General features: G+C 59.7%; 28 protein-coding genes. 16 read left to right on the top strand and 12 right to left on the bottom strand.

From position 1 onward, the window contains the following. Window positions 1-40: 40 nt before the first annotated feature. The gene (locus tag N5D61_RS03215; protein WP_108239873.1) at window positions 41-454 is read left to right on the top strand and encodes a hypothetical protein; all 414 of its coding nucleotides are present in this window, start codon (window positions 41-43) and stop codon (window positions 452-454) included. Window positions 455-558: 104 nt separating this feature from the next. On the opposite strand, the gene N5D61_RS03220 is transcribed toward N5D61_RS03215, so the two are convergent. The 8 genes from N5D61_RS03220 to N5D61_RS03255 form a co-directional block, all read right to left on the bottom strand. Next, window positions 559-1,557 (bottom strand): sulfate ABC transporter substrate-binding protein, encoded by a 999-nt coding sequence (locus tag N5D61_RS03220; RefSeq protein WP_279890777.1) that lies wholly within the window; start codon window positions 1,555-1,557, stop codon window positions 559-561. 111 nt (window positions 1,558-1,668) lie between these two features. Continuing rightward, window positions 1,669-2,526 (bottom strand): ion transporter, encoded by an 858-nt coding sequence (locus N5D61_RS03225; protein ID WP_279890779.1) that lies wholly within the window; start codon window positions 2,524-2,526, stop codon window positions 1,669-1,671. Between the two features lie 46 nt (window positions 2,527-2,572). Next, complete coding sequence (locus tag N5D61_RS03230; protein WP_279890781.1) at window positions 2,573-3,454, bottom strand: urea transporter; 882 nt, start codon at window positions 3,452-3,454, stop codon at window positions 2,573-2,575. Window positions 3,455-3,549: 95 nt separating this feature from the next. Continuing rightward, window positions 3,550-3,921 (bottom strand): glutathione S-transferase N-terminal domain-containing protein, encoded by a 372-nt coding sequence (locus tag N5D61_RS03235; protein ID WP_279890783.1) that lies wholly within the window; start codon window positions 3,919-3,921, stop codon window positions 3,550-3,552. Between the two features lie 52 nt (window positions 3,922-3,973). Beyond that, window positions 3,974-4,519, bottom strand: coding sequence for a GTP cyclohydrolase I FolE (gene folE, locus N5D61_RS03240; RefSeq protein WP_279890785.1), 546 nt, complete (start codon window positions 4,517-4,519; stop codon window positions 3,974-3,976). Window positions 4,520-5,034: 515 nt separating this feature from the next. Next, window positions 5,035-5,595, bottom strand: coding sequence for a Smr/MutS family protein (locus tag N5D61_RS03245; RefSeq protein WP_108239868.1), 561 nt, complete (start codon window positions 5,593-5,595; stop codon window positions 5,035-5,037). 96 nt (window positions 5,596-5,691) lie between these two features. Further along, complete coding sequence (locus tag N5D61_RS03250) at window positions 5,692-6,012, bottom strand: hypothetical protein (protein WP_108239867.1); 321 nt, start codon at window positions 6,010-6,012, stop codon at window positions 5,692-5,694. A gap of 236 nt (window positions 6,013-6,248) precedes the next feature. Beyond that, the gene (locus N5D61_RS03255) at window positions 6,249-6,872 is read right to left on the bottom strand and encodes a cysteine hydrolase family protein (RefSeq protein WP_108239866.1); all 624 of its coding nucleotides are present in this window, start codon (window positions 6,870-6,872) and stop codon (window positions 6,249-6,251) included. A gap of 254 nt (window positions 6,873-7,126) precedes the next feature. Between N5D61_RS03255 and prmB the strand changes: the two genes are divergently transcribed. Further along, entirely contained in the window at window positions 7,127-8,035 is a 909-nt protein-coding gene (gene prmB / locus N5D61_RS03260; protein ID WP_279890788.1) for a 50S ribosomal protein L3 N(5)-glutamine methyltransferase, read from the top strand. Window positions 8,036-8,145: 110 nt separating this feature from the next. On the opposite strand, the gene N5D61_RS03265 is transcribed toward prmB, so the two are convergent. Together N5D61_RS03265 and N5D61_RS03270 are read right to left on the bottom strand one after the other, a co-directional pair. Then, window positions 8,146-8,919, bottom strand: coding sequence for a hypothetical protein (locus tag N5D61_RS03265; RefSeq protein ID WP_256602106.1), 774 nt, complete (start codon window positions 8,917-8,919; stop codon window positions 8,146-8,148). Between the two features lie 136 nt (window positions 8,920-9,055). After that, on the bottom strand, window positions 9,056-10,051 hold the full coding sequence (locus N5D61_RS03270; RefSeq protein ID WP_279890791.1) for an alpha/beta fold hydrolase: 996 nt from the start codon (window positions 10,049-10,051) through the stop codon (window positions 9,056-9,058). A 129-nt stretch (window positions 10,052-10,180) separates the two neighbouring features. Between N5D61_RS03270 and aroC the strand changes: the two genes are divergently transcribed. The 4 genes from aroC to N5D61_RS03290 all read left to right on the top strand — a co-directional run bounded on the left by aroC (window position 10,181) and on the right by N5D61_RS03290 (window position 14,145). Further along, the gene (aroC, locus tag N5D61_RS03275) at window positions 10,181-11,272 is read left to right on the top strand and encodes a chorismate synthase (protein ID WP_108239862.1); all 1,092 of its coding nucleotides are present in this window, start codon (window positions 10,181-10,183) and stop codon (window positions 11,270-11,272) included. Between the two features lie 37 nt (window positions 11,273-11,309). Beyond that, complete coding sequence (locus tag N5D61_RS03280; RefSeq protein ID WP_279890793.1) at window positions 11,310-12,455, top strand: MFS transporter; 1,146 nt, start codon at window positions 11,310-11,312, stop codon at window positions 12,453-12,455. Between the two features lie 101 nt (window positions 12,456-12,556). Beyond that, window positions 12,557-13,087, top strand: coding sequence for an acireductone dioxygenase (locus tag N5D61_RS03285; protein WP_108239860.1), 531 nt, complete (start codon window positions 12,557-12,559; stop codon window positions 13,085-13,087). A 341-nt stretch (window positions 13,088-13,428) separates the two neighbouring features. Further along, on the top strand, window positions 13,429-14,145 hold the full coding sequence (locus tag N5D61_RS03290; RefSeq protein WP_108239859.1) for a LuxR family transcriptional regulator: 717 nt from the start codon (window positions 13,429-13,431) through the stop codon (window positions 14,143-14,145). A gap of 158 nt (window positions 14,146-14,303) precedes the next feature. Here N5D61_RS03290 and N5D61_RS03295 read toward each other — a convergent pair whose 3' ends face one another. Continuing rightward, window positions 14,304-14,582 carry a DUF3509 domain-containing protein gene (locus N5D61_RS03295; RefSeq protein WP_108239858.1) on the bottom strand — a complete coding sequence of 93 codons (279 nt, stop codon included), beginning with the start codon at window positions 14,580-14,582 and terminating at the stop codon, window positions 14,304-14,306. Window positions 14,583-15,162: 580 nt separating this feature from the next. On the opposite strand from N5D61_RS03295, the gene N5D61_RS03300 reads away from it, so the two are divergent. From N5D61_RS03300 to N5D61_RS03340, 9 genes are all read left to right on the top strand, one after another. After that, complete coding sequence (locus N5D61_RS03300; protein WP_279890797.1) at window positions 15,163-15,699, top strand: ankyrin repeat domain-containing protein; 537 nt, start codon at window positions 15,163-15,165, stop codon at window positions 15,697-15,699. A 93-nt stretch (window positions 15,700-15,792) separates the two neighbouring features. Next, a complete protein-coding gene (locus tag N5D61_RS03305; RefSeq protein WP_108239856.1) occupies window positions 15,793-16,320 on the top strand; it encodes a hypothetical protein in 528 nt (175 codons plus the stop codon). A 118-nt stretch (window positions 16,321-16,438) separates the two neighbouring features. Continuing rightward, entirely contained in the window at window positions 16,439-16,630 is a 192-nt protein-coding gene (locus tag N5D61_RS03310; protein WP_108239855.1) for a PLD nuclease N-terminal domain-containing protein, read from the top strand. 382 nt (window positions 16,631-17,012) lie between these two features. Next, window positions 17,013-19,085 carry an LTA synthase family protein gene (locus N5D61_RS03315; protein WP_279890801.1) on the top strand — a complete coding sequence of 691 codons (2,073 nt, stop codon included), beginning with the start codon at window positions 17,013-17,015 and terminating at the stop codon, window positions 19,083-19,085. Window positions 19,086-19,340: 255 nt separating this feature from the next. Further along, window positions 19,341-19,577 carry a hypothetical protein gene (locus N5D61_RS03320; RefSeq protein WP_108239853.1) on the top strand — a complete coding sequence of 79 codons (237 nt, stop codon included), beginning with the start codon at window positions 19,341-19,343 and terminating at the stop codon, window positions 19,575-19,577. Window positions 19,578-19,828: 251 nt separating this feature from the next. Next, a complete protein-coding gene (locus N5D61_RS03325; protein ID WP_108239852.1) occupies window positions 19,829-20,167 on the top strand; it encodes a ribonuclease E inhibitor RraB in 339 nt (112 codons plus the stop codon). Between the two features lie 494 nt (window positions 20,168-20,661). Next, a complete protein-coding gene (locus N5D61_RS03330; protein WP_108239851.1) occupies window positions 20,662-22,071 on the top strand; it encodes a circularly permuted type 2 ATP-grasp protein in 1,410 nt (469 codons plus the stop codon). Window positions 22,072-22,083: 12 nt separating this feature from the next. Further along, window positions 22,084-23,043, top strand: coding sequence for an alpha-E domain-containing protein (locus tag N5D61_RS03335; protein WP_108239850.1), 960 nt, complete (start codon window positions 22,084-22,086; stop codon window positions 23,041-23,043). Next, entirely contained in the window at window positions 23,040-23,867 is an 828-nt protein-coding gene (locus N5D61_RS03340; protein WP_279890805.1) for a transglutaminase family protein, read from the top strand. The genes N5D61_RS03335 and N5D61_RS03340 overlap by 4 nt, the downstream gene beginning before the upstream one ends. A 50-nt stretch (window positions 23,868-23,917) precedes the next feature. Here N5D61_RS03340 and N5D61_RS03345 read toward each other — a convergent pair whose 3' ends face one another. Then, complete coding sequence (locus N5D61_RS03345) at window positions 23,918-24,289, bottom strand: rhodanese-like domain-containing protein (RefSeq protein WP_108239848.1); 372 nt, start codon at window positions 24,287-24,289, stop codon at window positions 23,918-23,920. A 701-nt stretch (window positions 24,290-24,990) separates the two neighbouring features. Here N5D61_RS03345 and N5D61_RS03350 point away from each other — a divergent pair. Beyond that, window positions 24,991-26,196: an acetyl-CoA C-acetyltransferase gene (locus N5D61_RS03350; protein WP_108239847.1), complete on the top strand. Its 1,206-nt coding sequence runs from the start codon at window positions 24,991-24,993 to the stop codon at window positions 26,194-26,196. Window positions 26,197-26,223: the final 27 nt, after the last annotated feature.

Raw genomic sequence — 26,223 nt, forward strand, 5'->3', positions numbered from 1 at the left:
TGCGAGGCCCAGACATCGTCCAGAACAGTAGAGAAGCACTATGTATCGCGTCGCACGATTTGCCTTGTTGAGTGTGGTTGTGGCGCTAAGCGCCGCGTGTGCGGTCCAGCGCCCGGGGCCGCAAAGTTCGGAGCCTATCCGCACGCTTCCCGTTCCGTCGCCCACCCCCCAACCCGGAACGCCTCGCACGCCTGCGCAGACGCCACCGTCGGTGCCGATCCCTTCCGGACCGAAAACCTCTTCCCATTTCGCCCCGCCACCCGGCGGCAACAGCCATTGGGACGCTAAATTGGGCGTGCATGTGCTGGATAACGTGCCCAATACTTTCTATCGCCAGCGCACCTATTACCGTTGGAACAACGGCTGGAGCTGGTCGACCTCGCCGAGCGGACCTTGGCAGGAAACCGATGCCAGCGGCGTGCCGCCGGGGCTGAGTCGGCAGTTTGGCAATTGACGGCGATCTTCGTCCTGGGAATGCCTCTAGGAGGCAGCCTCCTGAACGATGGGCAATAAAAACGGCGACCTGAAGAGGTCGCCGTTTTTCATTCGGTCAGTGGCTCATTTGGCCGGATAGATCTCGTCGAATACGCCGCCGTCGATGAAATGGGTTTTCTGCACGGTGCGCCAGTCGCCGAACGTCTTCTCGACGTTCAGGAAATCGACTTTCGGGAAACGGTCGGTGTACTTGGCCAACACCGCCGGGTCTCGTGGACGCAGGTAGTTGGCGGCAGCGATTTCCTGGCCTTCAGGCGACCACAGGTACGTCAGGTAGTCCTCGGCCAAGGCCCGCGTGCCTTTTTTGTCGACCACTTTATCCACCACGCTCACTGGCGGCTCGGCCTCTGCGGAAACGGTCGGGTAGACGACTTCGAACTGATCGCGACCGAACTCCCGGGCAATCATCTCGGCTTCGTTCTCGAAGGTCACCAATACATCGCCGATGTGGTTGGTCATGAACGTCGTGGTGGCGCCCCGGCCCCCTGTGTCGAGCACCGGCACATGGCTGAACAGCTCGCCGACGAACTTCTTGGCCGCCGCTTCATCGCCCCCGTTTTTCAGCGTATAGCCCCACGCCGAGAGGTAGGTGTAGCGGCCGTTGCCTGATGTTTTCGGGTTGGGCACCACCACCTCCACGCCGTCCTTGATCAGATCCGGCCAATCCTTCAGCGCCTTTGGGTTGCCTTTGCGCACGATGAACACAGTGGCCGAGGTGAACGGCGCGCTGTTGTTCGGCAGACGGGTGACCCAGTTCTTCGGCACGAGCTCGCCGTTATCCGCCAGGGCATTGATGTCGGTCGCCATGTTCATGGTGATCACATCGGCGGGCAGGCCATCGATGACCGAGCGCGCCTGTTTGCTGGAGCCGCCAAATGACATCTTCAGTGTCACGTCTTCTTTGTGCTCGGCCTGCCAGTGCTTCTGGAATGCGGCGTTATAGTCCTTGTAGAAATCGCGCATGACGTCGTACGAAACGTTCATCAGTTCGGGCGCGGCCTGCGCAGCGCTGCCGAACGCCATGCCCGCAGCCAGAAGTGAAGCGGCGAAGAGTTTGTTCACTGCAGATTCCTTTGTCGTGTGAGAGATTTATTCTTATGAAAAAAACGATGGCTAATGGCCGTGACTATAACGAAATCCTCATCAGCGACCCTAGACCAAAATCGCTGATGCTTATGCCTTTTGCTTAGGAGATGCTGGCGTCACACCGTCTCCCCTTGGAAACAGCGCGTGACCGCACCGGGAACAGAACGCGGCGCTCTGCTCGTGGGTGTTCTTGGCGCAGACGGGGCAATCGTGTTGCAACTGTTCGCCGCGCATGGCGTTGGCCAGCTCTGCAGTGAAAATGCCGGTCGGCACCGCAATGATCGAGTAGCCAATGATCATCACCAGCGATGAGAGCATTTGGCCGATGGGCGTTTTCGGAACGATGTCACCGAAACCTACCGTGGTCAGGGTCACGATTGCCCAATAGATGCCTTTGGGTATGCTGGTGAAGCCATGCTCCGGGCCTTCGATGACGTACATGAGGGTGCCGAACACTGTCACCAGCGTCGAGACGGTGACCAAAAACACGATGATCTTCTGCTTGCTGCCTCGCAGCGCTTCGAGCAGGTAATGGGCCTGCTTGAGGTAGGGGCTGAGTTTCAGCACACGAAAGATCCGCAACATGCGCACCACGCGCACGATCAGCAGGTATTGGGCATCGCTGTAGTAAATCGCGAGAATGCCGGGGACGATGGCCAGCAGGTCGATCAATCCGTAAAAGCTGAAGGCGTATTTCAACGGCCGTGGCGAGCAGTACAGGCGCAGCACGTACTCGACCAGAAACACAAAGGTGAACCCCCATTCGATGTTCGCCAGCAGCCTGGCGTAGTCCCGGTGCACGGCTTCTATGCTGTCGAGCATCACCACCAGCAGGCTGCTGAGGATGACCAGCAGCAGAATCTTGTCGAAGCGGCGACCGGCCGGGGTGTCGGTCTGAAAGACGATGATGCGCAATTGCTCGCGCCACGGGATGTTGCGGTCCATTGGGGCAGTTCCGAAGACGGGGTGGGCAGAGCCTGTTACAAATGCCTCAGCCGTGCAACCGAAGATCGTTGATCGATCGTTGCAGCACGCGACTGCCGGCTTGCACCAGCCAGCACGCCAGAACGAACGGCGCGGTCAGCGTCGCCAGTCCCAATCCGGAAAAGCCCGGCTGCAGCAGGATCGCCAGGACGATGGCAATTGCAGGCAGCCAAGGCTTGTCCCGGACATGACTGAACGCCAGTGCGGCCAGTGCGGGGTTGTAAGCTGACAGCCCCAGCAGGGCGACGTCGCGCTCCTGCTGCATGAGGGCAAAGGCGATGCCGCTTGCGCAACCCACGATTGCCCACAACGCGGCGGTTCGGTTGGCCGCGCACAGCCCGACCCCGATCAGGATGCCCGCCACAGGATGATCGAGCAGAAACACCTGACCCAGCCCCACGGGCAGCGCTTCAAACAGGTCCCGATCAGCCGGCGCAAGCCCGGGGGCGGTTGGGGCACAGGTCAGCAACACCCAACTGAACAGAACGAAAGGCGCAGTGTAAGCCTTCAGGCACGATGCTCGGGGTGCTCGCTCGAACCAAGCGTGAATCAGCATGGCGCTCAGCCCTGAAGCGGCAATGACCAACAGCGGCAACAGGGGCGACCCTTCGAACCGATAGCCAATCAGCAGTCCCAATAAAACGCCGTTGTAACTGTACAAGCCGGACTGCCGTGCGGCCTTCGAATACCCGCGACGCTGCGCCGTCAGCAAACCGGTGACCGCTCCCAGCAAAGCACTGCCAAGCGAAGCGGGGGCACTGATGAAGATGGCCAACAGGCACATGAGCCCACAGAAGGGGCTGCGCTGCAGAAGAACCTGGCTGAAACCGTTCAACAGGGCTTCTGCCCAGTCAGGACAATGGGACGCGATGGCAGGGGAAGAGCGCATATATGTATTCAATAGTTGTTTTTATTGTATACATATTCGCTAATGCTCGAGCGCCTATCAAGCCCCGTCGTCGAGGCTACTGAAAGGGAACACCATCAGACCGCTGAAAAGCGTTGGTCGAGGTACGCGATGATGGCCTTTGACTCGTACATCCAGACCGTCTGACCGCCATCTTCGATGCGCAGGCACGGTACTTTGATCTTGCCACCGTCGTTGAGTAGAGCCTGGCGATCCAATGGGTTGTTCTTCGCATCGCGCAACGCGACCGGTACGTTCAGCCGGCGCAGCGTGCGGCGGGTCTTCACGCAGAATGGGCAGGCGTGGAACTGATACAGCGTCAGCCCCTTGGCAGCGGCATCGACCGCCGCCTGGGCCTGGGGGGAGCGCTTTTTCTTGCGAGGACGAGTCAGAAAATCGACCAGAATGACCGCTTGGCCCAGGCCCACTCGCAATGCCTTCATCAACATGTTCGAAACCTCGCGACCGCAACGACCGTTACGGCGCTTCAGAATGACCGGATCACTTGATCAGGCTGAGGAACTCGGTGCGTGTCGCGGCATTTCCGCGGAACTCACCCAGCATCACCGAAGTGATCATCGATGAGTTCTGCTTCTCCACGCCGCGCATCATCATGCACATGTGCTTGGCTTCGATGACCACAGCGACGCCCAAGGCACCCGTGACCTGTTGCACGGCTTCGGCAATCTGACGGCTGAGATTTTCCTGGATCTGCAGGCGACGAGCGAACATGTCGACGATGCGCGCCACCTTGGACAGCCCCAGTACCTTGCCACTTGGGATGTACGCCACATGGGCCTTGCCAATGAAGGGCAGCAGATGGTGTTCACACAGCGAATACAGCTCGATGTCCTTGACCAGCACCATTTCGCTGTTGTCGGAGCTGAACAGCGCGCCGTTGGTGACCTCTTCGAGGGTTTGCTGATAGCCGCGGCAAAGGTACTGCATGGCTTTCGCCGCACGCTTGGGCGTGTCGAGCAGGCCTTCGCGGGAGATGTCTTCGCCCAGTTGGCCAAGGATCGCGGTGTAATTCTGTTCCAGTGTCACAGGGTTGTGTTCCGTGTGGGTTCAAAAAAAGCGCGGGCTGGAGGGCCTGCAAAGGCGCACATAGTAGCCTAGCAGGGCGGTCTGGGGTAAGGCGGGCGATCGACAAACCTGCGGCATCTCGCCGCCGTCTCCCGTGTCAGGTGACCTTTACCTAACCTTTACCGAGTGCGTATGTCGAAATGTGTCCGTGCGCTGTCTGATTGAATGGGTAACAAATGCCCGGATGAAGAGAGTGAGTCTATGTTGAGCCGAATTGCGAAAATCGCACTGGTGATCGCCCTGACGTCGTCGGTTTCGGGATGTTTCTTCGGACCCGGATGGGGGCATCGTGGTGGCGGATGGCACGACCATCGCTACTTTGACGGCGGCCCGGGACCGGGCTACTACCATCGCTGAGTCGGGATGAACCGAAAAGGCCGCGACTGGAGGGATCCCTCGTCGCGGCCTTTCACATTCAGTCTCATCAGTAGCGCCACGGTTAACCGTCCCCAGTATAGCGGGCACGTGACGCGGCCTTATTCATCCCGTCCTTCCATCATGGTGCGCTTGAGCATCACGTATACCGCGCCTGCACCGCCGTGCCGAGCGATGCAGGAGGTGAAACCCAACACCTGTTGATGCTGACGCAACCAAGTGTTGACGTGGCTCTTGATCATCGGGCGTTTGCCATCCAGACGCACTGCCTTGCCATGGGTGACCCGAACACAGCGAATTTCGAGCTTCGTCGCTTCGGCGAGAAACGCCCACAGGGTTTCCCGTGCCAGTTCCACGCTCATGCCGTGCAGGTCGAGGCTGCCTTCGAAGCCGATCTGACCCAGCTTGAGCTTGCGCATCTGGCCTTCCTGGACCCCATCGCGGGCCCAGTACAGGGTGTCTTCAGGGCCGACGTCGATCACGAACTGATCGGACAGGCCGTCCACGGTAATCGTGGCATCCGAGCGCACCGTTGCGGCCTGCCGCAGTCGGGCCAGATGCTTACGGTCGGTTTTGGGTTTGCCTACATCGGCCTGTTCAGTCTTGATCGGCTTGACGCCACGGATCTCGTTTCTGAACAGGGAAAAGTCGTCGTCTTGCATGTCGGTCTCCGCGAAGGCCGCCAGTGTAACCAAGTCATGCCGCTTGCGGCGCGACGTGAAGCGATTTGACGGCCAAGCGGGACGTAGGGAAGGAGGTCAATCGTGTTTCTTCATCAGGTGCGCCGACATACTCAGCTCGCCCGCACGACGGCGGCGCAGGCGACTGCGGCGCCATAGCCAGACGCCGAAGTACAGCAACAACAGGCCAAAGACGAGCGTGACCACTGCGCCAGCGGGGCTGGCGTTCAGATCACCCAGTGCGGGCGGGTGGCCGATCAGGCTCGCAACGGCCGCCATCGCCAGCAGTATGCCAAGCGTGGCCAGTAACGCCGAGATCGCCGCACCAATGCGCGCTCGCCAGCTACGCTGGCCCTTGGGACGCAAGCGACGGGCATCGAAACCATCGGATATCTTCATTCCGATTTCCTCCAGGGGTATCGGCGCTCTGACCGGCGTAGGCCGGTGTGGTTCCCGTCAGGCGGGCGCTTCGTGGCGAACTGGGGCGTTTTATGGATAAGCGGTTATGTGAAAGGGGTCACATTCGCGCGGGACTTTATTTGTACGCTTTTTCTTCAGGAACTGTCGGAAAATCATGTCCGAGGCGCAAACAATGCGCTAGGTCCTACATGGCCAGTTCCTGAGAGGGCGATGCTTCAGATCAGGTTTTTGGTCAGCGCCAGTTTGGCGAAGTTGTCATTCATGATGGCCATCTCCGCCTGCTGCACCCGTTCGGCCTTGATCACGCCGGTAGGGGTTGGCAGGTCGCGGGTGGCACAGGCATCTTCGACCAGGGTGCAGCGGAAACCGTAGTCCTTGGTCGCCCTGACGGTGGTGCTGACGCTGGAATGGCTCATGAACCCGCAGACCACCAGATCCAGACGTCCCAAATCTTCGAGCAGCTTGTGCAGGGTCTTGCGGTCGTCAGTGGCCAGTGTGCCGTTCAGGGCATTGGGCAACCGTTTTTCGATGACGTATTCGTCGCCCTGCGGGAGCAGTTCAGGGACGAATTTGCCGCGTTCGCCCTGCGGGTCGAACATGCCGCCCACTGTGCCGAGGTGGCGGACGTGGACGATCGGCGACTTGGCGGCACGTGCGGCGGCCACCAGCTTGACGATGTTGTCGATCGCCGCCTGGACACCGGTCAGCGCCAACGGGCCGCTCAAGTATTCCTTTTGTGCATCGATGATGATCAGCGTGGCATTACTCAAAGTGGCCGCTGCGTACTCACGGCCACTGAGTTGAAACATGGTCTTGGGACCGGTGTTTGAAACAGACATCTGGGGCTCCTTCGAGTGGGGCTTTTGCCACATTGTCCACTGGCAGAGCGATTCTGTGAATCTCAATGCGCACAGGCATCGCTTTTGCGCCGGGCGTAAAGCCGTCGAGCAGGTCGCGGTTTACCATCATATTGCCTGCAAAACGCCGAAAACGCCGAGGAAAGTTTTCCAGGCTGCCACTGGGTCTGGCGCGGGCATCGTTTGTTGAGGTGAGGGCTGTTAGAATCGCCCGTCGTTTTTTCAAGGAGTCTGCTGTGATCACTTCCCGCCTGCGCACCCTGCGCGATCATATCCGTTGGGCCGTCAGTCGCTTTCACGGGGAAGACCTGTTCTACGGTCACGGTACGGACAACGCTTGGGACGAAGCCCGTCAACTGGTGCTGGGTGCCCTGCATTTGCCTTGGGAGATTTCCGACAGTTACCTGGATTGCAATCTGGAAGACGACGAACTGGTCAATCTCCAGCGCTTGATCAAGCGCCGCGTCGAAGAACGTATTCCCACGGCCTACCTGTTAGGCGAAGCGTGGTTCTGCGGCATGTCCTTTATCGTTGACCCGCGCGTGCTGATTCCCCGGTCCCCGATTGGCGAGTTGATCGAGAGCCGCTTCGAACCCTGGTTGGCCCATGACCCTGCTCGCATCCTTGACCTCTGCACCGGCTCCGGCTGTATCGGCATCGCATGCGCCGACATGTTCCCGGACGCAGAGGTGGCGCTGGCCGATCTGTCGTTCGACGCGCTGGAGGTCGCGAACCGCAACATCGAGCGCCACGGCCTCGAAGAGCGCGTGTACACCGTCCAGGGCGATGGCTTCGACGGGTTGCCGGGGCAGCGTTTCGATCTGATCGTGTCCAACCCGCCCTACGTGGACGCTGAAGACTTCGCCGACATGCCCGACGAATACCAGCACGAACCTGAATTGGCGCTGGCCTGTGGCGCCGACGGATTGAACCTGGTCCGGCGCATGCTGGCCCAGGCTGCCGATCACCTGACCGAGAAGGGGCTTCTGATCGTCGAAGTGGGGAACAGTCAGGTCCATGTCGAAGCGCTGTACCCGGAAGTGGATTTCGCCTGGCTGGAGTTCCAGCGGGGTGGGCATGGTGTGTTCATGCTCACGGCGGAGCAGTGCCGGGTTCATCAGGCGTTGTTTGCAGCGCGCGTCTGACTTTTTCTGATGACCGGGTAGGGATACTTGCGCGAGTGATCGCGCAAGTGTCACTGGACCAGCCGGTGCGCAAAAAAAACGCAGACCGGCCGATCACAGGGGTGGCGGTCTTATCGGTGCGTCGCAATCCAGATCAGTAACCCGGCCTGAAACACCGCAAAGGTCACCAGGCAGGCGATGGTGAAACGCAGCCCGCTGTCGTCGCGGCGGTACTTGTTGACCTTTTCCTCGGCTTTCTTGATCTCCACTTCCTGTTCGAGAATTCGCTGTTCAGCCTGCTGCAACATGTGCGCGGCCTCGAGGATCTCGACGATCTGCACCTTGTCGGCGTTCCAGGTGTTGTTGAGGTTGCCGACCTTGGCGTCCTTGATGCTGCCCTTGAGGTGTTGAGGGTCAGCATAAGCCACTTCGAAGCCTTGTTTTTTAAGGAAGTGATCCCGGCGTTGGCGCGTGTCCTCGTTCAGCGCGTCCTTGTTCGCCAGCGCCGTGCCTTCGATGCGGTATTCGGACCAGCGCTTCTGCGCCCAATGGACTCCTTGGGCCAGCATGAAGCGCCCCAATCCTCGGTTCCAGGGTTCGATCTGCAAACCGGATTCAGGGCCCACCCGTACCGTCTTCAGCGTGTGGTCAACCCAGATGTCCAATCGATTCTGTTCCTTGCGGGTCTTCTGCCCGGGAAGGTGATAGCTCATGCGCAGCAGGCTGAACTCCCGGTTATGGCGTTCGGCACGGCCGAATTCCACGAAGCGCAGCGGGCGACCCCCCGTTGCGCGGTCGGTCGGCAGGGGCGCCAGGCGCAGCATCGAAAAGTGCTCGGCCTGGACCTCTTCCCACAACACCGGGGAGGCGACTTCTCCGTCTTGTCCTTCAGTCGGGGCGGCCATTTCGGCCTGCGTTGTAGCTTCTGTCATGACGGCGATCCTGATGTCCACATGGCCTGGCAAACACACTGCCAGCCTTTCGATATCGGCCGTTTACAGCAAAACTGAAGAGAAAGCCCATCGCGGCTCGCTGATGTGTTCAGGTGGCAGGCAGGGAACCGATGAATTTCAGGATCCGGTCAGTCAGTTCGCTGGCCAGCGGCAGTTGCGGATCCTTGTAGGAGGCCAACTGGCGCTTCATGTCCATCGGCACGATACGCAACACATGGTTCATGCCGTCGATGATCGCCAGTTGCGAATCGGGCTTGGCCTTGTGCAACAACTCGGCGTCACCCACCCCGACCTGCATGTCGTTGCGGCCCTGCACGATCAGTGTCGGGATGCGCAACCGACCGAACGCCTCGGCAGGTTTTTGCCGAAACAGTGAAATCAGGTAGGGCTGCACACTCGGGCGAAACACCACCTGCAAGGGCTCGGGGACGTCGTCGTCGGTCTTGCCCGCCTTGATGGCCTCGATCAACGCCTCGCTGCGCGCCAGCAGAGGCGGGGGCAGTCGGTACTGCAATTGTTCGCGCACCACCTGGTCCACCGGACGGCCCGTGCCGGCGACGGAAATCAATGCCGTGGCGCCTGCGCGCTCTGCCGCCAGTGTGGCGACCAGCGCGCCCTCGCTGTGGCCCATCAGAATCAACTGGCCCAGGCGTGGATCGGCTTTCAGTTTCGCAGCCCAGGCGACTGCGTCGTCGACGTATTTTTCGATGCTCAGGTCGCGTTCATTGGGTGTGGCGGGCCGGCTGGCGGCTACGCCACGTTTGTCGTAGCGAACGCTGGCGATGTTGTGACGGGCCAGAATCAGCGCCAGTCGCTTGAGGCTGTCGTTGCGCCCCCCATCGGAATTGTTGCCGTCCCGGTCGGTAGGGCCGGAACCGGCGATGATCAACACCACCGGCACCGGTTGGGTGGACTTGGGCAACAGCAACGTGCCGAACAGCTCGCCGCTGCCGGTCTCCAGCGAGATCGGGCGTTGCAGGACCACCGGCGTCCCGGCGTGAGCAATGGAAGAGAGTAAAGTGAGGGTCAAAGCGATTACTCGCAGCGGCAGCAAGCCGCGAATCAGGGACATACCACGTAGCATCGCAAGGCCATCGTCAAGAAAGTGTCAATTGGACGCGACTATTTGCATAAGGTTCGAGGGTGAACTGCGCGTTCAGCCTGCGTATACTGGCGCCCTCGTGATTTTGGTCGTTTTTTCGGAGCCTCCCGCATGTCCGGCAATACCTTCGGCAAGCTGTTCTCGGTCACCACCGCTGGCGAAAGCCATGGTCCGGCGCTGGTCGCCATCGTTGATGGCTGCCCGCCAGGTGTCGAGCTGTCGGTGGAAGACCTGCAGCGGGATCTGGACCGTCGCAAACCGGGTACCAGCCGCCACACCACTCAGCGCCAAGAAGCCGACGAGGTCGAAATCCTGTCCGGTGTTTTCGAAGGCAGGACCACCGGGACGTCCATCGGGCTGCTAATCCGCAACACCGACCAGAAATCCAAGGATTATTCGCAGATCAAGGACCTGTTCCGGCCTGCCCACGCCGATTACACCTACCACCATAAGTACGGCGTGCGTGATTACCGCGGCGGTGGCCGCAGTTCGGCGCGGGAAACCGCCATGCGCGTGGCCGCTGGCGCCATCGCCAAGAAATACCTGCTGACGCAAGGCATCACCGTGCGTGGCTACATGAGTCAACTAGGTCCGATCGAAATCCCTTTCAAAACCTGGGATTCGGTCGAGCAGAACGCCTTTTTCAGTCCGGATCCGGACAAGGTGCCGGAACTGGAAGCCTACATGGACCAACTGCGCCGGGATCAGGACTCGGTCGGCGCGAAGATCACCGTGGTGGCCGAAGGCGTCATGCCTGGCCTGGGCGAGCCGATCTTCGACCGTCTGGATGCTGAACTGGCCCACGCCTTGATGAGCATCAACGCGGTCAAGGGCATCGAGATCGGCGCAGGTTTCGACAGCATCGCCCAGCGGGGCACCGAGCACCGAGACGAATTGACCCCTGAAGGGTTCCTTTCGAACAACGCCGGCGGCATCCTCGGTGGCATCTCTTCGGGCCAGCCAATCATCGCGCACCTGGCTTTGAAGCCGACATCCAGTATCACCGTGCCCGGCCGTTCGATCGACGTGAACGGCCAGGCGCTGGACATGGTTACCAAGGGCCGCCATGACCCCTGCGTCGGCATCCGTGCCACACCGATTGCCGAAGCGATGATGGCCATTGTGTTGCTTGATCACCTGATGCGCCACCGGGGGCAAAACCAGGACGTGCGCGTCACGACACCGGTTCTGGGCCAACTGTAATGCCGGTCTGCGGCGCGGCCGCCACGGGCGCTTGACGGTGGCCGCGCTTCCTTATTGGCGACTGTCGAGTTTCTATCTTTTCTACTTCGCCTTGCTCGGTTCGACGGTGCCGTTCCTGGCGCTGTATTTTCACCACTTGGGCTTTTCCAGCGCGCGGATTGGCGAGCTCGTGGCCATTCCCATGTTGATGCGCTGTATCGCGCCGAATGTCTGGGGCTGGCTGGGGGATCACACGGGGCAGCGTCTGGCGATCATGCGCCTCGGGGCGGTCTGCACCCTCGGCTGTTTGTCCCTGATTCTGGTCGACACCTCTTACGCCTGGCTGGCAATGGTCATGGCGTCGTACGCGTTCTTTTGGCATGCAGTGCTGCCGCAATTTGAAGTCATCACGCTCGCCCATCTGCAGGGGCAGACGGCCCGTTACAGCCAGATCCGCCTGTGGGGGTCGATCGGCTTCATGCTGACGGTGGTGGGGCTGGGACGCCTGTTCGATTGGCTCAGTCTGGATGTCTATCCACAAACCTTGCTGCTGATCATGACCGTGGTCGTGATCAGCAGCAGTTGGGTGCCCAACACACCGCCTGCGACGAGCAGTCAGCCTGTGGCGGAGGCGGGATTGCTGGCGCGATTGCTCAGCCCAGGCGTGCTGACGTTTTACGCCTGTGTGGCGTTGATGCAGCTCAGTCACGGCCCGTACTACACCTTTCTGACCCTGCACCTGGAACATTTGGGCTACAGTCGCGGCGTTATTGGCCTTGTGTGGGCGGTGGGTGTGCTCGCTGAGGTGCTGATGTTTCTGGCGATGAGCCGCGTTCTGAAACATTTCAGTATCCGTCAGGTGTTGATTGCCAGTTTTTCCCTGGCCGCTTTGCGCTGGTTGCTGCTGGGAAGCTTTGCGGACCAACTGCCGATGCTGATCGTCGCGCAATCCTTGCATGCGGCCACCTTCGGCAGCTTTCACGCGTCGGCGATCCAGTTTGTGCAACGCAGCTTCGGTGCGCGCCAGCAAGGGCAGGGGCAAGCCCTATACGCGGCATTGTCCGGCACGGGTGGCGCGCTGGGGGCCTTGTTTTCCGGCTATGCCTGGAATGCGCTTGGCGCTCGCGGCACATTCGCCATGGCCAGCCTGATCGCCCTGATTGCGGCGCTGCTGGCGTTTACCCGCATGCGAAAAGAGCCCTGAATGTGCCGCCTGTGCTGTGACAGAATCCGTTCGTCTGACTCATCCTGCGTCTGGCCGAGCCTGGCTCGGCGAACGTCGACTGCATCAAGGAACCCCTGCAAATGAGCATTCTTTTCGTCAATCACGTTGCATCCCCTGGGTTGCCCGACAAAGTCCTGACCCATCCGGAGGATATTGCGTCGACGCTCCGCGAGCAGGGCATCCTCTTCGATCGTCTGGCGTTGAACGCCACGATCAACACGGGTGCGAGCCCGGAGGACGTGCTGGATGCCTGCCGCGCCCAGATCGATCAACTGATGACCCAGCAGGGTCATGCCGGAGTTGAGGTCATCCTTGTCGACGAGGCCACGCAACGCGGGAGCTGGCGCGCCGAACATCAGCACAGTGCGGACGATTTGCGCGTGGTGGTAGCCGGGCGCGGGCTGTTGTCGTTGCGCGTCGGCGACTTCGTCTATTCCGTGCTCTGCGAGAAAAACGACCTGATCGCGGTTCCCGCCGGCACCCGTCGGTGGCTGGACCTGGGGGACCATCCACGGTTCGTCGCCATCCGGCTGTTCAAGGATGAGAGCGGACGGCAAATGGTTGTGACCGGCGATTCTATTGCCGAGGCATTTCCTGGGCTCGACGATTGAGGGGCAGGTTGGCGCCCCTTTCCACCGCTCGTTGAGCTGCTTTTACCTCAGACGGCTCCTGCTTCGGCAGGGGCCGTTTTGTTTCATAAAAGGCAAAAATGTAAGCACGTTTTGGTAATTTTGTGGGAAGTGGCCTGTTTCCTAGTCAGGCATGCCTGTTTGTTTTTCCCCTTGTGTTTAACCCGCTCAGACTGTGTAACCCTTCGCCTGTCGGACCCTGGCGGTTTCTGAACAGAGGCTTGAACGTGACCATTTGCGCAGTGGGTCAACGGAAACCGTAATTTTTACAACTCTAAAAGGGCAATCAGGGACGGCACAGGACGTTTTAAACGGAGGGGAAGATGAAAAACGTACAGACAGGGACGCTGAGCCCGTTGATCGAACACATGGTGAGCAGCATCACCGATCAGGATGGCAGTTCCGCGATCGAAAATGCGTTGGAGTGGTTGAGGCAGGAATGCCGCTGTGAGCGCGCCATGCTTTACCAGTACCGTGAGGGCACATTACTCAGTTGCATCACGTCCAACGTGGACAGCTACTGGAGAGAGCTGTACGCGCAAGGGCGGTTGATGATCGAAGACCCGGTGGTCCGCTGTTATCGCCAGACGCTGGGTTTTCTGAACTGGGAGGACGCTTTTCAACATTACCCACCTTCGTCAGCCTACATCGCGGCCGTGCAGGATTGCGCGCTGTTGCCCGCGGTTTCTTATGGATACAGCAGTGAAAACCGGGCCAACCGGGGTGTCGTGACCGTCTGTTCGCTCAACGGCATGCAGCGTCCATTGAGTCACAATGATCGCTACCTGCTGACCAGCCTGGTCCCCATGCTGCATGTCGCCGGAAAGGGCCGGGAATTTCAGACCCGCGCACTCACTCCCAAGGAGCTCGAGATTCTCAAATGGGCTCGGGAGGGAAAGACGGCTTGGGAAATCGCTTTGATCAAGGAAGTGTCGGAAGCAACGGTGAAGCACCATTTCAAAAGTATCTACGCCAAGCTGGGGGTGACCAATCGCGCTCAGGCTGTCGGTGAGGCGCTCTGCCGAGGAATTATCCGATAACGGATGGCCTCCCCGTGAGGGTGCCAGGCAGGCGACGAGGTAACGAAAAACCGCGATGGCCATCAGGCGATCGCGGTTTTCAGAATCAGATGCACGGAATCATGCGGGCGAGCGGCGAGGCGTGTCAGGCGTACATCCCGCCGAGCCAGTACGCTGATTCAGCGAGTGTGGTAGGTCGGCAAATCGAACCGGTGCTGACTTTGCAACATTGAAATGGCGGGCAATTCGCTTGCCTGAGCCGCCAGATCGCGGCGAATGGCGCTGATGACCCATTCCAGCTGCACCGGCGTATGAAGCTGAGCGTAAGAAACCGAGCGACGCACGGATTTGCCTTCGCCGTTGCGCAGCGTCAGCAGTACGCCACCGTCAGGGCGCGGCTGGGTGGTGACTTCGTAGTCGGAAAATACGGAAGCGAATTTTTCTTGGATGAAAGTCATGTCTAGCGGCTCCATTGCTCAGTGATTACAAGCTTGGAAGTACTAGTGCAGTGACTGTGCCAGTCTGAGGTGAGAAATAAATCTCTTTAAAATCAAACAGTTATAAAATTTATGCTTTTTTGGTTTCGTGCATTTTGCATGAAAGCCTCTCCGGGGTACTGCATTTTGCCGGAGCGACGATCAGCCAAGGGGGAGGAGGAGGGGGCAGATACTGAGGCTGTTGAAGGATGAGACAGCGATCCTCGGGATTTATTTCACGGTGTGTCGGCAATTTTCCAGAACGTGGATCTTTGGCTTTTCTATCGGGTTGATGGGGAAACTTTGTTGGCTGAATGGGGACGAATTATGCGAATTTGCCAACACTTCACACTCGCGCCGACTTTGGCCCTGTGTGAAAAGTCTTGAGACGAAGGTCAGGCAAGGCGAAAACCGCCGAGGAAGCGGAGTTTACGGGTTGTAAACGAGCATTCCGAGGCGTTTTTTAACGCAGCATCACCGAGTATCAAGGCTTTTCAGGCAGAGCCTGGAGTCGCGCAGCCCACCATGGATGCCAATCAGGCGTGCTTTAGGAGTAACGAAAATGTCTGACACCTCGAAAACGCCGGATACCGCTACACGCATGTCCGACGACGAAGCCCTCGAATTTGCCGAGCAGGTGTTCGACCGCGCGCGGGCGGGTGATGCCCACATGCTGGACCGTCTGTTGGAAAGCGGCCTGACCCCGAATTTGCGCAACCATAAAGGCGACACGCTGCTGATGTTGGCTGCGTATCACGGGCATCAAGAAGCGGTGAAAGTGCTGCTCAAACACAAAGCCGATCCGGAAATACGCAATGACAACGGTCAGAGCCCGATTGCCGGCGCGGCCTTCAAAGGTGACCTCGACGTGGTGAAGCTCTTGGTCGAAGGCGGGGCAGAGGTGGAAGGTGCTTCAGCTGACGGTCGGACAGCGCTGATGATGGCGGCAATGTTCAATCGAACGGCTATCGTCGATTATCTGATTTCCCAAGGAGCCGATCCCCACATCCAGGACGCCAAGGGTGTAACGCCCTTGATGGCCGCGCAAACCATGGGTGCGACGGATACGGCCGAGCAACTTACCCGCCTGGGTGTTTGACGAGCCGCCTTACCTGGCTGGAGTGCGCAATAGAGGCGCAAAGGATTTCCGGTTATCCTTCGCGCCTGTTTTTTGCCCTCGGATACCATCGTCATGAAAGCTTCGCTTCTCGAATTCATCAGCAAGATCAGCTCGGGCTGCATGCGCGAAGAGGACATCGAAAAGATCGCCGATGAAGCCGAGCAGGCTTATGCCGACCCTGACGCATTTCTCGCCGCTAACCCGGACATCAACTACGACGACACCTTCCCAATTCCGTTGGGGGAGTGGGTGATCGTGGGCAGTCTCCCGGAAACCGTTCTGTTCCAGGCGGACAATTATGTGGACCTTCTGGCTGAGATCACCGCCTCGTTCGGCCCTCAGGTTGTGTTCAACATCAAACCGAAACAACTGGCGAAAGCCGAGTCACTAACCGCGTTGAACCGCATCCAGATCCAACTCAGCAGCATGAACAAGGAAATGGGAGGCTATGTGCTGATGAACCTCAGCGAGCCACTGGACGATGAGCTTCAGACCGTACTGGTCTATGGCAATGATAAGGCCCGAGTCATGGAACTCGGCGTAGAGCTGGGCATTCTGATCGAGCCCGCGCTCGATGCACTCAAAGCTCGAGAGGCTTAAGGCCTACCTGTCTATCGGCAGATGCGCCGATCCTTCTTCAAATATCGCACGCCGCCTATGGAACCCTCATTTAGCGCGCCACTCCTAACTGGGCAAGCTTTCAATAAGGAGCGTCACCATGGGTTCCACCTTCAATGGTCTGGTTGGATTGATCATTCTTGCCCTCGACATCTGGGCCATTCTCAACGTGTTGAAGAGCGGCGCAGAAACCGGCATGAAGATTCTCTGGGTTCTGCTGATCGCACTGTTGCCAGTGCTGGGGCTGATTATCTGGGCCATCGCGGGCCCGCGGGGCAACGTCCGAGTCTAGATCCGGATTGGCCTTACGTTTCAAAGCAACGCCTGATGACCCGTTCATCGGGCGTTTTTCGTTTCTAGGTGGCGTTATGGTCGTCAGTGCTTCCCCGTGCGCAAACTCCTAAAAAAGGCTTTGTAAGAAAATATTAGAAATCCTCCTGGACCACGGAATTTTCACGGCCTTTTCCGGAGAATGCCGGCCGCTTGACGTGCCTCCGGCTGAACGACGCCTGAAGTGACGCAGCGCATCATGGTGAAGAATGCATCGCATAGGTGGTAAAGGCCGGGCGATCACGTACTATTTGCCACCCGCGACCCTGTGCTGCCTTTCGTTGTCACAGGCGCACCGTGCTCATCAACGCCCATAAACCTGCTTCCAACGGATCCCAAGACACATGGCCAAACCGGACGCTTCGGCCCGCGCGCCGCAACCCACCGTCAAATCGCACCTGGCGTACACGCTTTTGAGCGGCCTGGCGCTGATGGTGCTGTACACCCTGCTGCGCGTCGCGCTGCTGGTCTACAACCGTGAAGGCATCGGCGCCACGCCAGCCTCGACATTCATCGAGGCGTTCGGCAACGGCTTGCGTTTCGACCTGCGGCTGGTGGTCTACATCTTGATTCCGTTGCTGCTGGCCCTGTTCAGTGCGCGGTTGATGGCCGCCCGGGGCCTGTTTCGTGTCTGGCTGACGCTGGTGGCGAGTCTGACCACGTTCTTCGGCCTGATGGAGATGGACTTCTACCGCGAGTTTCACCAGCGCTTGAATGGTCTGGTGTTCCAGTACGTGAAAGAAGACCCGAAAACCGTCCTGAGCATGATCTGGTACGGCTACCCGGTCGTGCGCTACCTGCTGGCGTGGGCGTTGCTGACCTGGCTGTTGAGTCTGGTGTTCAAGGGCATCGATCGCGCCACTCGGCCGCGCGGCGGTTTCAATGTGGGCAGCGCCAGCAACCGTGCCGTGGCCCCGTGGTACGCCCGGATCGGCGTGTTCGTCGTCTGCCTGCTGATCGCCGTGATCGCCGCCCGAGGCACCCTGCGTCAAGGGCCGCCGCTGCGTTGGGGTGATGCCTATACCACCGAATCGAACTTCGCCAACACCCTGGGCCTGAACGGCACCTTGACCCTGATCGCCGCTGCCAAGAGTCGGCTCTCCGAAGATCGCGACAACATCTGGAAGGCCACACTGCCGCAGCCCGAGGCGCAGCAGACCGTGCGTGACATGCTCCTGACCGCCAACGACAAACTGGTCGATGCCGACAAGGCTGCGGTCCGTCGTGAGTTCACACCACCGGCCGGCAATACGCTGCCGATCAAGAACGTGGTCGTCATTCTGATGGAAAGCTTCGCCGGTCACTCGGTGGGGGCACTGGGCGACGAATCCAACATCACGCCTTATTTCGACAAGCTGGCTGAAGAAGGCCTGCTGTTCGATCACTTCTTCTCCAACGGCACGCACACGCACCAGGGCATGTTCGCCACGATGGCGTGCTTCCCGAACCTGCCGGGCTTCGAGTACTTGATGCAGACGCCGGAAGGCAGCCACAAACTGTCGGGTTTGCCTCAATTGCTCAGCGCGCGTAAATACGACGACGTGTACGTCTACAACGGCGATTTCGCCTGGGACAACCAGTCCGGCTTCTTCAGCAACCAAGGCATGACCAACTTCATCGGGCGCAACGATTTCGTCAATCCGGTGTTTTCCGACCCGACGTGGGGCGTGTCCGACCAGGACATGTTCGACCGCGGCGCTCAGGAGCTCAAGGAGCGTGATGCCAAGGGCAAGCCGTTCTACGCACTGTTGCAAACCCTGTCCAACCACACGCCTTACGCACTGCCGGCCAACCTGCCGGTGGAGCGCGTGACCGGCCATGGCACGCTGGATGAGCACCTGACGGCCATGCGCTATTCCGACTGGGCGCTTGGCCAATTCTTCGAGAAGGCCAAGAAAGAGCCGTATTACAAAGACACTCTATTCGTCGTCGTCGGGGACCATGGGTTCGGCAATAACGAGCAGATCACCGAAATGGACCTGGGTCGCTTCAACGTGCCCATGCTGATGATCGCACCGGGCCTGCAGGACAAGTTCGGCAAGCGCAGCAGTATCGTCGGTACGCAGATCGACATCGTGCCGACCATCATGGGCCGCCTGGGCGGCGATACCGTGCACCAATGCTGGGGCCGTGACCTGCTGAACCTGCCTGCGGGTGACCAAGGCTTCGGCGTCATCAAGCCGTCGGGCAGCGAGCAGACCGTGGCTATCGTCACCGGCAACCGCATTCTGATCGAGCCCAAGGAAATGGAGCCGAAGATCTACAGTTACGAACTGGGCACGCACCCTCACGCCGAACTGGTGCCCGATGCGCCGGACGTCGCGGAGCTGCGCAAGAAGCTCGACAGTTTCCTGCAGACCGCAACCAAGAGCCTGCTGGACAATACGGCAGGGGTGAAGGACGCCAAGCCACAGTAAGCCATCCACTGCAAACGCCCCGGTTACGGGGCGTTTTTCATTGAGGCGCGTGTAGGTGCAGACACTGGGCACGCTCACGTGAGCGCGCTGACGGCTCTGTCGTCACGTGAGCACAAGCTTACCCCCAAGGCGCTGAAATGGGCCTTGTTTCCCTCTGAATCAGTGTGCACCTACCGCTCATTTGGGTGGAACGCCGTTCTCGGCCAAAGGTCAAGATCAGTAAGCCGGTTGTCGGCCCTGACTGAGGAGACATTGATGAAAGTCTGGACCATTTCGTTTCTCGATAAAGAAGGTGTGCCGCAGACCCTCGATCTCGAATCCGAGCACCGTCCCAGTGAAGAAGAAGCGGCCCAGCACTTGCGCCCGCATCTGTTTCCGGTCACTCATGAGCTCGATCTGAACGATTTGGAAGGGCGGACCGAAGATCCGACTGTCAAGACACTCAAGGAACAGAACGCGGTACAGATCATTTCCATCATCGAAGCAACCTGAAAAAACCTTTCAAATGACCGTGCGTTGCCAATTGGCAACGTGTTGGCATTGGGCGTAATCTGCAGACGGGGCCGGCGAAGTATCTACCCGTGCCAGCACGTGTGACGACTGCCTGTTGGGTAAAAACTGCACCGGCCTTGTCAGCGACATGCTTGAGTCCCGGGTGGCGGATGACCTGCTGCTCGATGCCTCCCACGGAGGCGTTTGGGGATCGTTGAAACTCTATCTATCGTTGCATAGGAGGACGTTTCATGAGCACGACCTATCAAGAAGACATCAGCAGCCATGTGCTGCGCCGCATGAAGGAAAGCGGTTTCGATTTCGCGCGCATCTATCCCATCGAGTTTTACGCCGTTTTTCCCGATGAGGAACGGGCGCGTCAGGCTGCCGAAAAGTTTCGTGGCGAATCCCTCAACACACAGATCAATGCCCGTGAGGACGGCGCATGGCACCTGCAAGTCAGCAAAGTGATGTATGCCACCTACGATGGCATTGGTGATTTCGAACAAGACCTGCAAAGCGCGATTTTTGGTCTGGATGGACAAGTCGAGGGCTGGGGCGTCAAGCAGGAAGTCAGACGGTATCACTGACTCGAGGGGGACTACGTGGTCGCATGGCTCTCTCGCGTTGGCGATCTTTGATCGCCCCGCCCGGTGAGCTGTGCTGATCCCCCGCCGACAGGTCCATGGCCAAGCAGAGTCGAAAGTGGGTTCGCGGCACGGCCGTCGAAAACAGGGCAAAAAAAAAAGCCGCTCGGGTAGGAGCGGCGGAAAGGGAATTTCGTTGAAGCGATCGTTTACGCAGATGTCGCTCATGCAGCCAGGAGTGAGATTTTGCTGCGGGATGGAGGGAGTATGGGCAAACCCATCCCAGCCCGGAAATCAACTCTGGCTATGCGTCTCATAGATTTTCCGGTGCCGGTGCGCTTCGCTGTGAAGCGCGGGGGAATGAGTGTGGGCAGTTCTTGCACAGGAATGGTGCGGATGCGCCCGGTGCATTAAGTAACTCATTGAATATTAGGCGTTTATGCCGCTGGCACGGGCCTTGCGATGGTCCTTGTGTCCAAGGTGACAAGGAGTACGGCATGATCCGCACCTTTTATGATGAGATGTACGATGTGGACGGCGTTGTCCGGCCACATTATCGGGAATTCGCCCGCTGGTTGGGCGAAGCGCCTCCTGAGCTTCTGGCTCAGCGTCGGCGTGAGGCCGATCTTTTGTTTCATCGCGCCGGGATTACCTTCACGTTGTACGGTGACGAGCAGGGGACCGAGCGCCTGATCCCCTTCGATACGATTCCTCGCAGCATCCCTGCCAGTGAATGGCGGGTGGTCGAGCGCGGGTGCATTCAGCGGGTCAAGGCGTTGAACATGTTCCTCGCTGACCTCTATCACGATCAACGCATCATCAAGGCGGGCATCATCCCGGCCGAGCAGGTGCTGGCCAACGAGCAATATCAGTTGGCAATGCAGGGCTTGAACCTGCACCGAGACCTCTACGCGCACATTTCCGGTGTCGACCTCGTACGTGATGGCGACGGGACCTATTACGTCCTGGAAGACAACTTGCGCACCCCAAGTGGCGTGAGTTACATGCTCGAAGACCGCAAGATGATGATGCGCCTGTTCCCTGAGCTGTTCGCCGCGCAGCGCATCGCCCCCGTCGATCATTACCCGAACCTGTTGCTCGACACCTTGAAGAGCGCCAGCCCGCTGGAAGACCCCAGTGTGGTGGTGCTGACGCCGGGGCGCTTCAACAGTGCCTTTTTCGAGCACGCGTTTCTCGCTCGGGAAATGGGCGTCGAATTGGTGGAAGGCGCCGATCTTTTCGTGCGCGACGACCACGTCTACATGCGCACCACTGACGGCCCCAAACCCGTGGACGTGATCTACCGTCGGCTCGACGATGCCTTCCTCGATCCACTGGCCTTCAACCCTGAGTCCATGCTGGGCGTCCCGGGTTTGCTGGCGGCTTACCGCTCGGGCAACGTGGTGCTGGCCAACGCAATCGGGACCGGTGTGGCGGATGACAAATCGGTCTATCCCTTCGTCACCGACATGATCCGCTTCTATCTCGACGAGGAGCCGATCCTGAAAAACGTACCGACCTGGCAATGCCGCAAACCTGAAGAACTGTCTCATGTGCTGGCCAATCTGGGCGATCTGGTGGTCAAGGAAACCCAAGGCTCGGGCGGTTACGGCATGCTCGTCGGGCCCGCTGCGACCGCGGCGGAGATCGAAGCCTTCCGGGCGCGGCTTATCGCCAAGCCACACGCGTACATCGCTCAGCCCACCTTGTCCTTGTCGACCTGTCCGACCTTCGTCGAGAACGGTATCGCCCCGCGCCACATCGACTTGCGGCCGTTCGTGCTGTCCGGTCGCGAGACCCGCGTGGTGCCGGGCGGCCTGACGCGCGTAGCGCTGCGCGAAGGCTCGCTGGTGGTGAACTCGTCGCAGGGTGGCGGAACCAAGGACACCTGGGTGGTCGAGGATTAAGGAAGCCTGCCAATGCTAAGTAGAACTGCCTCGGATTTATATTGGATGTCACGGTACCTGGAGCGGGCTGAAAACCTCGCCCGGATGCTGGACGTCAGTTACTCGCTGTCTCTGATGCCTCAGGACGGTCGCGGCGATGGCCTCAACGAACTGGCGATGCCCCTGTTGATCACCGGGACGCTGGATGACTACCGTGAGCGCCATGGCGATTTGCACGCCGAGCGCCTGTTGCATTTCTTCGCACTCGATGCCAGCAACCCTGGCAGCATCCTCAGTTGTCTGGCGGCGGCGCGGGCCAGTGCGCACGCCGTGCGCGGGCGAATCACAGCGGACATGTGGGAGAACATCAACGCCACTTACCTGGAGATACGCGGAATCGCCGAGCAGGGCCTGAGTCGCTACGGCCTCAGCCGTTTTTGTGAGTGGGTCAAGGAGCGTTCTCACCTGTTCCGTGGTGCGACCTACGGCACCATCATGCGCAACGACGCCTTCCGTTTCATTCGTCTGGGGACGTTCATCGAGCGCGCCGACAACACCCTGCGCATGCTCGATGCGCGTTATGAGATGCTGGAACTGCGCGGTCCGTCCGCCAACGCCGCGGCTGACAGCTCGGCAGCGGGTTACTACCAGTGGAGTGCCTTGTTGCGCGCGCTGTCGTCGTTCGAGGCGTACACCGAGGTGTATCGGGATGCCCCTGGCGCGCGCCAGGTGGCTGAACTGCTGCTCTTGCGCGCGGACATTCCTCGCTCACTGCGGGCGTGTCTCGAGGAACTCGACATGATCCTTTCCAGCCTGCCCGGCGCCAACGGGCGCCCCGCCCAGCGTCTGGCCGCCGAGCTGCATGCCCGCCTGCGTTATACAGGCATCGACGAAATCCTGAATGAGGGTCTGCATGAATGGTTGAACGAATTCATTCCGCTGCTGGCCCAACTGGGTAACGTTATTCACACTTCTTATCTGGAGGCAGCATGAGACTGTCCATTAGTCACGAGACCACCTATCACTACGACGATCAGGTCCGCGCCAGCATCCAGTATTTGCGTATGACCCCTCACGACAGCGAGCGCCAACAGGTGCTTAGCTGGCAATTGGCGTTGCCGCGCCCGGTCCGGGCGCAGGTCGATCCGTTTGGCAACATCCTCCACGTGCTGACCATGGACGAGCCGCATGAAGCCATTGTCATCGGCGCCCGGGGGCAAGTGGATATCGATGAAAAACGCGAAGCCGAACATGAGAGCCAGTCATCGCTGCCGTTCTTGCGCTTCACCCGCCTGACTGAGGCGGACGAAGCCATGCGGGCCTTCGCTGCCAGGGAGACGAAAAAGCGCACTGACCGCAGCGCGCTGATCGACCTGATGCAGGCGCTGAATCAGCACATTGTCTATACGCCAGGCGCGACTGCGGTGGAAACCAGTGCCGCCCAGGCATTCGCCAATGGCGCCGGTGTGTGTCAGGACCACACTCATGCCTTCCTGGCCTGCGCTCGCAGTTTGGGCGTGCCTGCTCGTTATGTGTCGGGCTACCTGTACAGCGACAGCAGTGAGCACCTGTCCAGCCATGCCTGGGCGGAAGCGTGGCTCGAGGATGCGTGGTACAGCTTCGATGTGACCAACCAGCTGGCCATTCCGGAGCGCCATCTGAAGCTGGCGGTCGGTCTCGACTACCTCGACGCCTGTCCCGTCCGTGGGATGCGCCGAGGCGGTGGCTGTGAGCAGATGCATGCGAAGGTGGTGGTGACCCCGTCGTCCCCGGTCGCGCAGCCGGTCGTGCAGATGCAGGTGCAGCGGCAGTCCTGAATAAGGCGTCGCCGGTGCGGGTGATCGACCGTACGTAGGCGAGGTTCGCTTCACTCCGCAGGATCGTCGGCGACGTCGTACAGTGCATTGTGCAGCTCTTCGTAGGAGCCACCATTGATGATACTGGTGTAGCCGGCCTTGATCAGATTGTCCTGCGCCTTGCCCGCCCGCGCGCCGGTAGAACTGAAAATGACCAGCACCAGATTGCGGTCGGTCATGACCTGTTTCAGCTGGTTCACCAAGCGCCGGTCGTCGACCCGGATGGCATTGAGCACCGTACCTGCCTCGTAGTCGCTCTGACTGCGCACGTCGATCGCGAGTTTGCCCTCACGGATGGCTGCCACCGCTTCGGCCTGCTCCACAGGCCCTGCGGATGCGTCGATGCTCAGCCCCAGTGCGACAACTGACAGCCACTGACGCATATGCGTCCTCCCGTGTTACTTCACTCGTGCACTGCGCTGCGTCTGTGCCCGTGGCTCGCCGTCAACCGCAGATACTCACTGTGAGACCGTCCCCTGTCAGAACAGCGTGGCACAGATGTGCCGTGCCGCAAGCTTTTGACGAGGCTCAACCGAACAATCGAGTCAGGTTGGGCAAAATCAGCAACAGTGTAGTGGCAAAGACGATCAGCCCTGCTTGACGTATTTTCGAATGCTTGAACATGGCGCATGCCTTTTTTGTTATTCCTGAGCGACAAAAGCTGACCTGCATCCCTGAAAAGGGACACGGCAGCTGGCCTAGGTGAAATCGGAAGAGCAGGTGTCCCGATCACAAATCGGAGACGCAGCGCATTAAGCTTCGTTTTTATCGCGCCACTGCTACAGACCTAACCTTAGAAGCCTCGTGCGATGCGGCTTAGATCGGTTTGATATGAGACATGCGATCTTGTTAGGAAGAATAGCGATAAAGCCACTGGCCAGCCGTCCACAGTCTCGTCCTAGACGCTTCCGGGCCCCTCGCGGGTCATCCGATAGCTGACTACCGTTCGTCCGAGTCGGAAATTTCTGACAACAGGCTAACCTTGATCGAGATCAACCCAAACTGTGCACTTTCGATCTTGAGCGCGTGCCGTCATTATCCAGTGCCACAGTGACAACAAAAAAGCAGGCCAGCGAGGGACAGAATGACCGAAGCTTTCATCTTCGACGCGTTGCGCACGCCCAGGGGCAGAGGCCGGGCGGACGGTTCGCTGTACAGCGTCAAACCGGTGGACCTCGTGGCAGGGCTGTTGCGTGAGGCGCAGTCAAGGAGCGACCTGGATACCGCCCAAGTGGATGACATTGTGCTGGGGTGTGTGACGCCGGTGGGCGATCAGGGCGCCGACATCGCCAAAACTGCGGCACTGGTCGCCGACTGGGCGGTCAGCGTCGCGGGCGTTCAGGTCAACCGGTTTTGCGCCTCAGGGCTTGAGGCGGTGAACCTGGGGGCCATGAAGGTGCGTTCCGGCTTCGAAGACCTGGTGGTCGTCGGCGGCGTCGAATCCATGTCGCGCGTGCCCATGGGCAGTGACGGCGGCGCATGGGCGCTCGACCCACAGACGAACCTGCACACCCATTTCACCCCGCAAGGCGTCGGTGCTGACCTCATCGCGACCCTCGAAGGGTTCAGCCGTGAAGATGTCGATCGCTTTGCCTTGCAGTCCCAGCAAAAAGCAGCGAAGGCTCGGCAGAACGGGGCGTTCGCGCGTTCGCTGGTACCGGTTCGGGATCAGAACGGCCTGGTGCTGCTCGATCACGACGAGTTCATTCGGAGTGATTCCACCCTGGAGGGGCTGAGCGGACTCAAGCCCAGCTTCGCGGCTATTGGCCAGAAAGGCTATGACGCCACTGCGTTACGGGTCTACAGCCACGTCGAGCGTATCGATCACGTGCACACCCCCGGTAACAGTTCGGGCATCGTCGACGGCGCCGCCTTGATGTTGCTGGGGTCGGAAGACAAGGGGCGGGAGTTGGGGCTGCGGCCTCGGGCCAGGATCGTCGCCACTGCCGTCACCAGTACCGATCCGACGATCATGCTCACCGGTCCAGGGCCCGCCACACGCAAGGCCCTGGCGCGTGCGGGTCTCGGGATCGAGGCAATCGACCTGTTCGAAGTCAACGAAGCCTTCGCCTCGGTGGTGCTCAAATTCATCAAGGATTTGAATGTCGATCCGCAGAAGGTCAACGTCAACGGAGGGGCGATCGCCTTGGGCCACCCCTTGGGGGCCACCGGCTGCATGATCCTGGGGACGTTGCTCGACGAATTGGAGACTCGACAACTGCGCTATGGCCTCGCGACGCTGTGTGTGGGTGGGGGGATGGGGATTGCCACCATCATCGAACGGACATGACCGCTGAGCGTCACCCGTCCTGGCAGC

Origin of the sequence: Pseudomonas sp. GD03842, assembly GCF_029841165.1 — a bacterium.
Taxonomy (GTDB): domain Bacteria; phylum Pseudomonadota; class Gammaproteobacteria; order Pseudomonadales; family Pseudomonadaceae; genus Aquipseudomonas.